A 12,660-nucleotide genomic window follows, 5' to 3' on the forward strand; every position below is an offset into this window, starting at 1 on the left:
CGCCCCGAGAACGCTAGGTACTCCTTTTACGCTGCAGCGCTTTCCTGGAACATGGAGGCAGGCGACTGCAGTGGCTGGAATTTTCCATCGACGATCCAAACATAGGTAACCGCGGTGTGCGACGACAGTTCGTGCACCGCGCCTTCTATGTTTAAAGGCAACAGCGCGCGGATCCATTCTTCCGCAATGTCGCGCGGTGCGGGCGACCCGGTTGGATCAGTGATGCGGATACTGATCAAATATGCAGGGTGACGAGTTTCCCCATATCCCTGTAGCCGAGCCTGGACTCTGGGGCCGACTCGGTGCCTGCTGATAGCCATGGTCAGTGGGGCACCACCCGCTATTCCGGGCAGCGCTTTTGTGGGAGGGCGCCAGGATGCAAGTGGCCGTGCGAGCGAGCGCGGGTGGTGCAAGATGGACGAGATTTGGGACAAGAGTTCGGCGTGCTTCTGGGAAATGGAGTGCGAGTGTGTGTTATTCATGATCCAAATTTTAGGACTGGCGTTCGACGAGATATTCCCACTATAGAACAAGTGTGCTAATTTGTCTTGGATAGGTAGTTTCTTCGAAAAGGGGATAGCCTAAGGGAACAATGACCACGAAACCTTCAGATTCTGAGCACAACGCATCTGAGCCAACACCGAATGAGCCAACACCGAAAATTCCTCGCCAGATTTGGGTGCTTGTCTCCGCTGCGTTTCTTATTGCCCTGGGCTATGGGCTCATCGCACCGATCATTCCGCAGTTTGCGGTGAGTTTTGGCGTTTCTATGGCAGCAGCGGGAGCCGTTGTATCGGTGTTTTCGGCTGCTCGTCTGTTTGGCGCGCCGTGGGCGGGGCGCCTCGTCGATAAGCTTGGTACCCGGAGGGTGTACCTATCGGGACTGGTCATCGTCGCGGTGACCACCGCATTGGTCGCTGTGACCCAGGAATTTTGGCAGATTCTTGTGCTGCGCACCTTAGCGGGGCTGGGCTCGACGATGTTTTCCATCTCGGCCATGGGGTTGATTGTGAAGGTCGCCCCGCCAGCGATTCGAGGTCGAGCCTCGTCGGTCTATGGTTCGGCGTTCCTTTTGGGCAACGTGATTGGTCCGGTTATCGGCGCTGCGATGTCGTTTTTGGGGATGCGTTGGCCATTCGTGATCTATGGCATCGGTGTGGGGCTTGCAGCCTTCGTGGTGTGGTTGGCCATGCCTCGCAGCAATGAAGATGTGAAAAAGGAATCACTGCCGCCGATGCAGCTTTCCGAGGCGTTGAGGGATTCTGCCTACCGTGCGGTACTGGTTTCTAACTTCTCGCACGGTTGGATTAACATGGGTGTGCGCGTGGCAGTGCTGCCGCTCTTTGCAGCGGCCGTGTTCACCAATGGCGGGGCAGCATCGGGCTTTGCTCTGGCGGCGTTCGCGCTGGGCAATATGATTGCGCTGCAGTTTTCGGGTCGATTGGCGGACACGATCGGTCGTAAACCGCTGATCATCGCGGGTCTGCTCACTACCGCGGTGTTCACCACCATCTTGGGCTTCTCTGATTCATTCTGGCCACTGATTATTACCTCGGCGCTCGCAGGCGTCGGCGGTGGCCTGCTCAATCCGGGTCAGCAAGCGGTGCTGGCTGACATCATTGGTAACAACCGTTCCGGCGGTAAGGTCCTGTCTACTTTCCAGATGAGCATGGACGCAGGACAGATCTTGGGCCCGATTTTGATTGGTGCCATGGCGGAAACGTATGGGTTCCAAACGGCATTCATGGCCTGTGGCGTTTTGGCTCTCGTCGCCGCCGCAGTGTGGTTGACCGGGCGAGAAACGCTGTCCAGTAAACAACAGCAAATTACAACGATTAAGGGTGAGGGTACTGAATAAAGCGGATCTATCGAACTCATATAAGGCGCTCGCCGCGCTGTGCGTGGGGCTCTTCCTCACGCTGATTGACCAATCGATGGTGGCCGTGGCACTTCCTGCCATCGCAGAGGAGCTCAACGCCTCGACGAACCAGATCGTCTGGGTTGTAGCGATCTACCTGCTCACCTTCGCCGTTCCACTGCTGATTACGGGCAGGCTCGGCGACAGGTACGGCCAGCGCCGGATGTATATGATCGGCATGACCATCTTCGTGGTGGCCGCCGGATTGTGTGCCTTTGCGCCCTCGATTGAGATCTTGATCCTCCTGCGCGCCATCCAAGGCTTTGGCGGTTCTCTGCTCAATCCACAGCCGATGGCCGTGATCAACCGCATCTTCCCTCGTGAACACCGTGGCAAAGCCATGGGCTATTGGAGTGCGGTCGGCGGCTCGGCAGGAATGTTCGGCCCCGTCATTGGCGGGCTCGTGGTGGCCGCCGGAGGCTGGCGCTGGGTCTTCGCCATCTACATCCCCGTAGGGATTATCTCGCTGATCGCCGTGGCCCGGTTCGTCCCGGTCCTCGAGCGCACCAGCGCGACAATCGATATCCCTTCGGCGCTGCTCTCCCTTGTCGCCGTCGCGGGTGTCACCGTTGCATTCCAGCAAGGCCCCGAGTGGAATTGGGGTTGGCCGGTGTGGGCCGCATTCGCCGTCGGAATCTTCGGGTTCTACGCGCTTTATCAAAGGCAAAAGTCGCGTGGCGACGACGCACTTATTCCCTTGAAGCTGTTTAAAGTTCACAACTTTAAATATGGCATCATCGCGGTGTTTACTCTTGGCTTCGCCGTGTACACAGTGCAGCTTCCTGTCATGCAATACCTGCAGGTAGAACTTGGAATGGGCAGCGCGCAGGCGGGTCTCGTGCTCATTCCGATGGGCGTAATGTCAGTTCTTGTTGCGCCGTACGCAGGAAGGCTCACCGACCGGATCGCGCCGGGCACGGTATCCACGATCGGCTTCGGTGCGTTGATTGTTTCGCTGCTTCTATTTGGCATTTTCATGATCTCGGGATTGTCCGTGTGGTGGATGCTCATCCCAGTCACCCTGCTTGGCATTGCCAATGGTTTGGCCTGGTCGCCGAACTCCGCTATTGCTATGCGCGACCTGCCCTCGGATGTAATGGGCGCGGGCTCGGGTGTGTACAACACCGCGCGTCAAGTAGGTGCCGTGATCGGTTCCGCTTCCATGGGCGCGGTCATGCAAATCGGTGTTGCCTACGGCGTGGGCTTCGGCATGGGCATTTCCATGTTTGTCCCCGTGGCCGTCCTGCTCGTGGGGCTGGGGGCCGTGCGCCAGTTCCGCGCCTGATCTAGAGTGAGCCTCATGAAACTAGTGTTAATCAGGCACGGATCCACGGACTGGAATATTGAGCGGCGCATGCAAGGCAGCACCGATATTGCCATTTGCGATCAGGGCAGGGAAGAGTCAGCAAAGCTGGCACCTTTCCTTCAGTCCATCGAACCCGGCTACGTGGTTACCTCGGCATTGCAGCGCACCATCCAAACCGCTGAGGCCGCCGGATTGACTATAGATAAGAGCGACCCACGCCTCAACGAGTTCAATCTAGGTGTCTGGGAAGGCCAGCTCATCGACAATATCGACCAGAAGCTCTATAGCGATTGGGTCAATGGCGAATACGCGCCCGAGGGTGGCGATGACATGGGCGAGTTTTTCTTGCGCATCAACGCAGCGATCTTCGATGCGCTGAGCCACGCAGCAGCCAACAACATTGAAACTGTGTGCGTGGTGGCGCACGGGGGAGTGATTCGTCGCTACCTGGCTCGCGGTTTGGGCTTGGACACCTCGAAGATGGTTAACCCGCGCCACGCGAGTGCCTCCATCGTTGATTTAGACGGCCACCGCATGCGCCTCGAAACATATAACTACCTGGGGCTCTAATATGCGCGCGCCCGTAGTGATTGATTGTGACCCAGGAATCGACGACACCCTCGCCCTGATCTACCTTGCCGGGCTGCACGTCGCAGGAGAGATCACGCTGGAAGCTGTGACTACCACGGCGGGCAACACCACAGTAGACAACACCGCCTCCAACGCAGCATGGGTACTAGAGCTTTGCGGCCTGGGCACAATCCCCGTCGCGCCGGGCCGCGCCGTCCCACTGCAGGTCCCACTGACAATCACCCCGGAGACCCACGGCCCGACCGGACTGGGCTATGTCACCGCGCCACAACAGACATCGCTTCACGACGATTGGCAGCAACTCTGGATCGACGCCATTGAGAAGCACGGCTCCGATCTCCACCTGATTATCACTGGTCCTTTGACCAACCTGGCTCAATTTCGCCACGACCACCCGGAGCATTTTGCGCAGCTCAACTACATCACCGTGATGGGTGGGGCGGTGAACTACCGCGGAAATACCACGCCTACGGCCGAGTGGAACTTCTGGGTCGATCCGCATGCGGCCGCCGAAGTTTTTCAGCACACGCCGAGCGAGATCACCTTGTGTTCGCTAGAGGTCACTGAGCGCATGCTGGTGAATCCGGAGCGTGCGGCAGCGCTCGTCGATAAGCTTGGTGCGGTGCCTATCGCGCACTACCTGAACGACATCCTGCGGTTTTATTTTGAGTTCCACGAGCGCAATAACGAGGGGTATCAGGCGCAGATTCATGATCTGTTGACCTGCATGATCGCGCTGGTGACCGTGGATTATACGGAGCTGACTACTACCGTGGCCGTGGAGGCTGATAGTGAGCTGATGCGCGGGACCTCGGTGGCTGACCTGCGAAATCATTGGGATAAGCCGGCGAATGCGCACCTGGTGATGAGCGCGGATATCGCAGGCGCACAAGAGGAGTTGGATCGAGCGGCGCTTCTGTTGGCGCAACACGCGCGCACCGACTAAAGTCCAATGTCGTTGTGGCTGAGCCCGAGGTGACATAGGGTGCCATTTCCCCGTGCCCGTTTTCTTAACGAACTTTCGAGGACCACCTATGTCTGAACAATCTGCAATGACCCCGGCTCGCAAGGCTCTTGCCGCTGCTGGCGTGGCCGTTGTTGCTGCTACCTGGATTTATCTCGTGCTCGTGCGGCCTACCGATTGGGATTCGGTGGGTGGTTCGACGGAATCGCTGATCACGCTCGGAGGCTATATCGGTGGCGCAATCCTGCTGCTCGCGGCCACCTTGCCAGCGCTTCCGGCGCGTACCATTGCAATGATCCCCGTGGCCATTGTGCTGAATATGGTCATCGGCCAGATTGTGGGTGCGGTGGGTATCCCGCTGTATATCGATGCGGTGGGTACCATCTTGATGGCCGCACTCGCGGGGCCAATTGCCGGCATGTCTACGGGTGTGCTGGCCTCGGTGGTGTGGGGCTTGCTTAATCCGGCTGCGCTGCCTTTTGCTGCTAGTCAGGCCATGACGGGCTGGCTTGCCGGTGTGCTGATCCACCGCTTTGGTGCCTTCAAGAATGTTTTCCGCGTGGTTATTTCCGGTCTGATTGTTGGTGTTGCAACCGCGCTCATGGCGGCTCCTGTGGCGGCTTTCGTCTATGGCGGTACCGCCGGCGTAGGCACCGGCGCCCTGGTGACGCTCTTCCGTGAGCTAAATATGGAGCTGCTTGGTGCGGTATTTGTGCAGTCGCTGATCTCTGATCCGCTGGATAAGGTCCTAGTGATGTTGATCGTGTGGGCCGCGATCAAGGCGATGCCGAAGAAGACCCTGCGCAGCTTCCAACCACTTGAGCTGCAAGAATCGGCGCAGGTCAAATAATGAACCCACTCACAGCTTTAGCAATCGGGATGTCAGGGTGGATCCTGGCACTGGGACTGAACTCCCCGCTGGTATCAGCGGTACTGATTCTCCTTGCACTCGTTTTAGCTGTGACCAGAACTCGTAACCTGTCTGTTCCCCTTGCCGTACTGGTCCTTGTGATTCCGCTAGGTCTGTCCATGGTGTTAGTCCACGCACCCTACGGCGACAACCAGATCGCTCCGCTTCTGACCTCCGATGGCCTGGCGCTGGCGGGCTCGCTCACTTTGCGCTTCGCGGCCCTGATGGCGTGCCTGCTGTCGGCGATGACCTTCGTCACCATCCCAGAGCTGGTCAAAGCCCTACAGATCAGCCCCTTGGGAAATCGCGTGGCCTATATTGTCGGCTCGGCCTTGCAGTTTTTGCCGCAGGGTCGTCTGGCCGCCCAGCGCGCCCGCGATGCCAACACGCTTGTCGGGCGCAAGATTAACCTGCGTACCGTCGTGCCACATCTGGTGCTCCCCGTGATGACCAGTGTGCTTTCCCAAGGCGCTTCCCGCGGCCAAGCACTTGAGACCGCAGGCTACGACATCGAAGGCAAGCGCACCGTGCTCATCCCACCAGCAGACAGCACCACCCAGCGCTTGCTTCGCTACCTCGTGCCGATTGCGTGTTTGGCGGTGGTCATATGGATCTGACACCACTGCGCGCCTCCCTGGCAGCATCACGCAATAAGACTGTCCAAGTAGTTGCCGATTCCGGCCAGGGCCTAAGCCGCTTAGCCCGCGAACTTCACGAAACACTGCCCGGTTGCGGCGTGGTCATTCAAGACGCGGAAGCACACATCTCTCTACTTCGCGATACCGTCATCGAAGAAGTCGCCATCGGCCTCGAACAACGCGGCATCGACCGCGAAGAGATGATGAAGCGCTGCACCCGCACCCTTGATATGTGCGGACTTGCCGACCTCGCGCACCGACACCCCACCCAACTCTCCGGCGGACAAACGCGCCGCCTCGCAATTGCCACCGTCGCGGTCCTCGAGCCGGACATCTTCGTCTTAGACAACCCCTTCGCCGGCCTCGACCCCGAGTCCTCCCGCGCGATCGTCGCACTCTTCCGCGCCATGCCCAGCGAGATTATCGTGTTGGGCAATCGCGCTCACCGTGAGTTGGGGACCACGGTTTTATCGCTTCGCGACGATTCCCTGTCCATCCACGTACCCGCATCCCACGAAGTTAGCCTGCCTGCTCCGGTGCCTGCTTCTTCTGCGGCTCCTATCGACTTAGGTTCCGTCAGCGCTTCCCGCGGCGGTGCTAGTCGACGGTGGTGGCAGTTCAAGGCTTCCACCGAGCCCGACTTTGCCGTGGGGCCTGTTTCTTTGCAGGTGACATCTGGTGGAGTTGTCTGGCTGCGCGGCGCCAACGGCTCGGGCAAGACCACGCTGCTGCGCGCCATGGCTGGCCTCGACGATAACGCTGGTGTTTCCGTGCCCACCTCGTTGGCGCTCCAACACGCAGCCGACCAGGTCGTGGACACCACAATTTCGAGTTTCATCGGCGACGCCGCGCTGATCTCGGAGTTGGGTTTTGACCCAGAAGAACACCCGCTGGACCTCTCCGCTTCGAACCTGCGCTTGGCACAGATTGCCTCTATTTATGCGCAGAACCGCACATTGATGCTTTTCGACGAGCCCGACGTCGGCTTGGACACCCGCGGTCGCACGCGTGCCCACGAGTTGCTGGCCCGCTGCCTGTCCGGTGGTGCTGCGCTAGTGATGACCTGCCACGACGCTTCCTTTATGGATGAAGTAGGGGAGTACGCGCAGGTCAGCGAGGTGTGGGTTTAGGATTCGGCACAATGAGTTTTAGACGAACTCGGATGATGAGTAGCTTTGCATTAGGAATCCAGGACCTTCTTGAGAAGGTCCCTTGGCGCTACCTGATTCCCGAGAAACCAGTCGAACAAGCTCTTTGTATCGATAAGAATTGCTTGAATTCTTTCATGCTGGTGGAGTTGTCCATCTCTCCAGTTCGGAACCGCGGTGCCAACTTTACGAATGGGCCCTAAATAGCTGTCATCTTGGCGAAATGGTAGAAGAAATGCATTTTGGACATTATTACCATGCTTTAGGAATGCAAAATCTCCATATGTAATTTGTTTGTTTATGTCTGCGGACCCAGGTAGGTCTTTTACATTTCCACTTATCCCAAACTGGTAATATTTTGCGTCTAGTACCGCGAGAAAATCGCCGTGGGTAAAAATTGTGTCTGGTTCCAAAGGTGCTTGTCTCCCGGTAGTTTCGGTAGCTAGATGCCAGGTTGCGCGTGGAAAATAAGCGTCCTTGCCCGGACTACCAAAGACTTCGTCTACGAGACGCTCCCATGCGATATGAAAATTATATGTACCAAAAGTAAATGCCGAATGCTCATCGATATTTGCAGGACTTTGGATTATTTCGAGTAACGCCAGGATGATTCGTTTCCACCGGTCATTATTTGTTGAATCTAAGTGGTATCGAAGCGTGTTTATGCTTTCAGCCTTGTTTGGCATATACAAAGGTTTCGGAATAAAAATATCAGAAATTAGCCAACCAATCTTTTGGACTGCGAAGTACAGGCAATAATAGTGAATGTTCTTGAGCGAACTGGATACTTGTTCGGCAGATTGGCGAACAATGAAATCCATATAGACTGGTTGCTTTCTACTGTTCAAGACTGGCTTGATTCTCTTGAAAGTCTTTCCCCAATCGATCTTCCCTCGTTTCGATTGAGAGGTAATTTCCTCCGACGGGGAAAGAAACGATTGATATGTAATAAAGTCGACGATCAATGCTAGACACGCGGCTAGTGGAACAGTCGAATCTTGTGAAGAATTGTTAAATCCAGAATACATTTCGACTTCAAGTTCGCTGTTTGGCAACAGTAAGCTGAGCGTGCTCAGAAGTTCACGAGTCGCTCGTTGGCGCTCCTTTCTTCCATCGGGAATTTTATATCCAGTTGGAAAAACCACTTCGATATTTCCTCGATTGAGACGAACTCCCACAAAGTAGTCATTCTTCGATGCTAGGTCGGTGAAAATGCAGCTATCAAGGGGATCTGTTGAGGTATCGTTAGTACGAGTCATAAATGGTGTTAAATCGAATCAGTGTTTGGTTGAATGGAATCGATTCTGATTGTTGGATCGTCACCCAGCATCATATTTTTCACCTCGCTCGTGAAGACATTGAAGCGATCATTTCCGCGAAGACCATTAAAATCAGTCAACACGGATTCGAGGGTTTGATACTTCTTGTCAAAGAGGGATTCACGCCTGAATTTGAATGCATCATCCCAAAGATACTTGAGGACAGTTTCTCCGAAGCTTTCATTGGATAACTGGACTGCAGATCTTTCGTGTTCAGGGAAGTCTTCAGGATCATTCCAATTGAGACTTCGTGGCTCGACAAAGTAGGTTCCTAGCTGTTTGTCTTCGCTAGAAGACCCGTCCAAGTTTCCCTGCGCCAGCAATTGATTAATCGACGTAGCGAACAGCTTCCAGGTAACTTGGGAATCTAGAATGGTTTCTGCGCCGATTTCCTTGTCTCCAATATGGTTTTTAACCATGCGCATTGTCCAGCGTCGTTGAAACGCAGTGTCAAGGGTGAATACATTCTGATCAGATGTGTTCATGGTTCCAATTAGAAGAAGATTTGATGGCAATCGGATTGGTTCCTCAGGATCATTGAAAACGAAATTCGCTATTTCCGGGTTGTTTACGAAATACTCAGAGCTCCCGTCCTTATTCCTGTCAAGTAATTGGAAGAGATCACCAAAAACTCCAGCTGCGTTTGCTCGATTAATTTCCTCAATAATTAGGTAATAATCCTGATCGGGATCCTCAATTGCAGCTTTGAGTATTTTGGTAAAGGGTCCAGGAACAAATGAATACGTAACATCAGATTCTGAGACCTGGGGGAGTATTTGCCCGACGAAGTCGCTGTATGAATACTCTGGGTGAAACACAACCCTAATGAGGTTTGTTTCGCCCGCGTGAAATTGGCGCTTGATCTGGTAGCTTTTTCCGGAACCTGGCACGCCATAGAAGATCAAGTTTCGAGGATGATAGTAGCGGTCTACTTCCCTAGATAAATGATTGCTCTGAACGGTCGGAGCATCAATTTCCTCAAAACTGCGATTTGAAAAACTTAAGAGTTTTAAGACTCTCTTAGTGTAATTTTCGAGCTTTTCGATCGACACTTCGTCTCGCCGAGTTACGTTGTTACCTCTACTCGATTCCTTAGTTACGTACCGATTAAGTCCTTTTTGAAGACCAGACTTAATAATGCGCTGCGCACCTTTTCCATTTGAGGTATCGAGACTTACTGAATCTGAAATTTCCAACGCCCGATAGATTCCTTCAAATCTGAAGTATAAATCTTTTTCTGTTTCATTCGACGTGGCAGGGGTCGCTAGTTTATAAACAGAATTTTCACCGAGCACAGTTAGGGTTTGAACCAATAGAGCTTCAGCTTTAGCTAGTTCCGAACTAGGATCCTGGCCTAGCATCCAAGCGAACAGCAATTCGGTGAATTCTTCATTTTGTGATTGGATGAGCGCATCAATTATGTCTAAGGCCGCGGAGAAGATTATTCGTTTTGGGTAACGGACACCCCCGGTTCTTTCGGACCCAGAATTCGATTGACTAGAAAATTCTAACGAACCCAATCCCCAAACGAGCTCCAATGCAACGTTTAAAGGTTCATATTGTGACTGATTTAGGGGATTTTTAGAAATAGCGTCAAGAAATGTGGATTGATCGACACTGTTACTTTGGAGCGGCTTCTCAAAATATTCAAGAAGGCGAGCCTCCACTTCATCTGTGAATTTGATACCTTGAGTTTCCCCAGTGCCATTTGAAGGGCTAAACGATTGGGGATCTAGTTCAGAAGGATGATCAAATGCCTCGTAAAGTGCGATGATGGCTGCGATCAATAATTTCGGTTCCGGAAGTGAAGGAGAGACTTGAAACCGATGGTTGATTGGTTGAATCGGATCAGCTGGTAACGGAAATTGCATGCAAATTCTCCTTCGACGTACTCAAGATCTGATTAGCAATAGCAAACCCTAGCTTGGGTGGAACCGCATTTCCTACCTGCTTCATTTGTGAAGTTTTCGTCCCTATGAATTGATAGGTATCTGGGAATGATTGAATCCGAGCTGCTTCTCTGACCGTAATTGCCCTGTCAAGGAATGGATGCGTGAATCTTCCCGATGAGGGTGTGTCAAACCGTGTTGTAATCGTCACTGCTTGGGCTTGTGGATCCATTCGACTCCAGGTTCCGCTATAGATTGACTTCGTTCGGTGCTCTGGGGGTAAGAAATCTCGACCACCTAGTGGAGGGATCATCGCTAATCGCTCGAGGGCAATTTTTGAATGGTTTGTAGCTCGATGATTAAACAAGCGGTCACTATCAAGGCGTGCTTCCCTTTGATATTGGGTGGTTGGTTCATTCAGATATTCTGAAATCTCAGTTCCTTCTCCAGAATTAAGGTACGCCAAGTCGCTGATAGCGTCCCAAAGAGGGATCTTTTCAGTAAGAATCTTTGGGAGCTCTATTGCTCGATTATCTAGGGTACCGATGATGATTGCACGGCGTCGATTCTGAGGAACTCCAAAATCCGAAGCATTTAGAACCCCGGCATTTACTGAGTAGCCAATTTCTTGGAACATCTCGCTAATTTCGTTCTTAAACAAGCCGTTTTCACTTGTGAGAAGGTTCGGAACATTTTCCATAACGAAGTACTGGGGGTGAAGATATTCCACAACTTTTACGAAATACTTGAATAAATAGTTCCGCTCGTCCTGTATCGTTTTGCGGCTACCTTTTTGGGAAAATCCCTGGCAAGGAGGACCTCCAAAAACTATTTCAGTTTTATCCCGAAGACTTCTGAAAGTTTTAGGGATGGGTAAATTTGTAATGTCGTCGACAATCATCCGGGTATGTGGATGATTGTGAGTGTACGACTGAGCAATTGATTTGTCCCATTCATTCGCAAGCAGAACGTTAAAGCCAGCTTGTCTAAACCCTTCTGAAAGTCCACCGACTCCGGCGAACAAGTCTACAGCAGTTTTGCCCATTGATTGGCGTCCTTAATTCGAGATTTTGCGATACTAAAATATTCTTTATCGAGCTCGATACCAGTAAAATTCCGTTCTTGACTCACTGCTGCAACCCCCGTAGACCCGCTGCCCATAAATGGGTCAAGAACAGTATCTCCTGGATTACTAAGCAAACGCACGAAATGCTCCATGATACTGACTGGTTTTTGAGTCGGGTGTTTTCCGTATCGCTTTTCGGAAGCGGGTGTAACACTGGATTCAATAAAATCATGTTCGACTCGACCATCGTTATTAAACACCCCAGTGCGTTTTTTAAACGTGAAGTAGACCCAGGCCTCTGTGGAATTTACGAAGTGCAAGTTCATGTTTCGTGGCATTGGGTTTGATTTGTGCCACGTTCCGGTTGTTTTGTAATAAAATCCTTGCTGTTCCGCAAGGCGAATTAAAGATTCGACTTTAATAACTGCCATAAAGGAAAGTAAACTACCGCCAGGTTTTAATAGTCTTGAAGATTCCTCAAAGAAGCTTGACATTGACTCCTCCCATGAGGATTGGTCGAGATTGTCCCACCCAGCCGATGCAAAAAAATTTTCGCGCATTCTTTGGATGCCAGCCTGCCGATTCTTCATGAAATTGCCCAGATTGTACGGCGGATCAGTGAGGATGAGGTCAATCGATTGGGAATCAAGACTTCGCATATTCTCGACACAATCACCCTTCAATAGTGTTGTCTTCACTTGGATTTCTTCTTTCTGCGACCCGCAATTTGGGATCAGATTCAATTTAACTCGAGCCTAGGATAATGCTCCGACGTGGATTACAAATTAGCTCCTAAATTAGAACAGTAGTACTAAACCCAATTCCTTGTTGGATCTTAAGTTTCGAAGCAACATCTGTAGGGAACGGGATACAATCGATATCTTTGATTTGGTTCGACAAATCGTCGTGAA

The 12,660-nt window shown here is 52.7% G+C and carries 12 protein-coding genes; 7 read left to right on the top strand and 5 right to left on the bottom strand.

Annotated elements, in window-relative coordinates; translation table 11 throughout:
• Positions 1 to 26: 26 nt before the first annotated feature.
• Positions 27 to 482 (bottom strand): hypothetical protein, encoded by a 456-nt coding sequence (locus ACXZ66_RS05940; RefSeq protein WP_458750969.1) that lies wholly within the window; start codon positions 480 to 482, stop codon positions 27 to 29.
• Positions 483 to 592: 110 nt separating this feature from the next.
• Between ACXZ66_RS05940 and ACXZ66_RS05945 the strand changes: the two genes are divergently transcribed.
• The 7 genes from ACXZ66_RS05945 (at position 593) to ACXZ66_RS05975 (ending at position 7,457) form a co-directional block, all read left to right on the top strand.
• A complete protein-coding gene (locus tag ACXZ66_RS05945; RefSeq protein ID WP_458750970.1) occupies positions 593 to 1,858 on the top strand; it encodes an MFS transporter in 1,266 nt (421 codons plus the stop codon).
• Positions 1,842 to 3,203, top strand: coding sequence for an MFS transporter (locus ACXZ66_RS05950; protein ID WP_458750971.1), 1,362 nt, complete (start codon positions 1,842 to 1,844; stop codon positions 3,201 to 3,203). The genes ACXZ66_RS05945 and ACXZ66_RS05950 overlap by 17 nt, the downstream gene beginning before the upstream one ends.
• 15 nt (positions 3,204 to 3,218) lie before the next feature.
• Positions 3,219 to 3,794, top strand: a complete 576-nt coding sequence (locus ACXZ66_RS05955; RefSeq protein ID WP_458750972.1) for a histidine phosphatase family protein — start codon at positions 3,219 to 3,221, stop codon at positions 3,792 to 3,794.
• A 1-nt stretch (position 3,795) separates the two neighbouring features.
• Positions 3,796 to 4,761, top strand: coding sequence for a nucleoside hydrolase (locus tag ACXZ66_RS05960; protein ID WP_458750973.1), 966 nt, complete (start codon positions 3,796 to 3,798; stop codon positions 4,759 to 4,761).
• A 106-nt stretch (positions 4,762 to 4,867) separates the two neighbouring features.
• Positions 4,868 to 5,629: an ECF transporter S component gene (locus ACXZ66_RS05965; protein WP_458751292.1), complete on the top strand. Its 762-nt coding sequence runs from the start codon at positions 4,868 to 4,870 to the stop codon at positions 5,627 to 5,629.
• Complete coding sequence (locus tag ACXZ66_RS05970) at positions 5,629 to 6,306, top strand: energy-coupling factor transporter transmembrane component T family protein (protein ID WP_458750974.1); 678 nt, start codon at positions 5,629 to 5,631, stop codon at positions 6,304 to 6,306. Before ACXZ66_RS05965 ends, ACXZ66_RS05970 begins: the two co-directional genes overlap by 1 nt.
• The gene (locus tag ACXZ66_RS05975; RefSeq protein ID WP_458750975.1) at positions 6,297 to 7,457 is read left to right on the top strand and encodes an ATP-binding cassette domain-containing protein; all 1,161 of its coding nucleotides are present in this window, start codon (positions 6,297 to 6,299) and stop codon (positions 7,455 to 7,457) included. The genes ACXZ66_RS05970 and ACXZ66_RS05975 overlap by 10 nt, the downstream gene beginning before the upstream one ends.
• 50 nt (positions 7,458 to 7,507) lie before the next feature.
• Here ACXZ66_RS05975 and ACXZ66_RS05980 read toward each other — a convergent pair whose 3' ends face one another.
• The 4 genes from ACXZ66_RS05980 to ACXZ66_RS05995 are packed head-to-tail and all read right to left on the bottom strand — an operon-like array spanning position 7,508 to position 12,447.
• Positions 7,508 to 8,734, bottom strand: a complete 1,227-nt coding sequence (locus tag ACXZ66_RS05980; RefSeq protein WP_458750976.1) for an LlaJI family restriction endonuclease — start codon at positions 8,732 to 8,734, stop codon at positions 7,508 to 7,510.
• A gap of 8 nt (positions 8,735 to 8,742) precedes the next feature.
• On the bottom strand, positions 8,743 to 10,665 hold the full coding sequence (locus tag ACXZ66_RS05985) for an McrB family protein (RefSeq protein ID WP_458750977.1): 1,923 nt from the start codon (positions 10,663 to 10,665) through the stop codon (positions 8,743 to 8,745).
• Complete coding sequence (locus tag ACXZ66_RS05990) at positions 10,643 to 11,728, bottom strand: DNA cytosine methyltransferase (RefSeq protein ID WP_458750978.1); 1,086 nt, start codon at positions 11,726 to 11,728, stop codon at positions 10,643 to 10,645. The genes ACXZ66_RS05985 and ACXZ66_RS05990 overlap by 23 nt, the downstream gene beginning before the upstream one ends.
• A complete protein-coding gene (locus tag ACXZ66_RS05995; protein ID WP_458750979.1) occupies positions 11,710 to 12,447 on the bottom strand; it encodes a DNA-methyltransferase in 738 nt (245 codons plus the stop codon). The genes ACXZ66_RS05990 and ACXZ66_RS05995 overlap by 19 nt, the downstream gene beginning before the upstream one ends.
• Positions 12,448 to 12,660: the final 213 nt, after the last annotated feature.

Source organism: Corynebacterium sp. S7 (genome assembly GCF_054401105.1).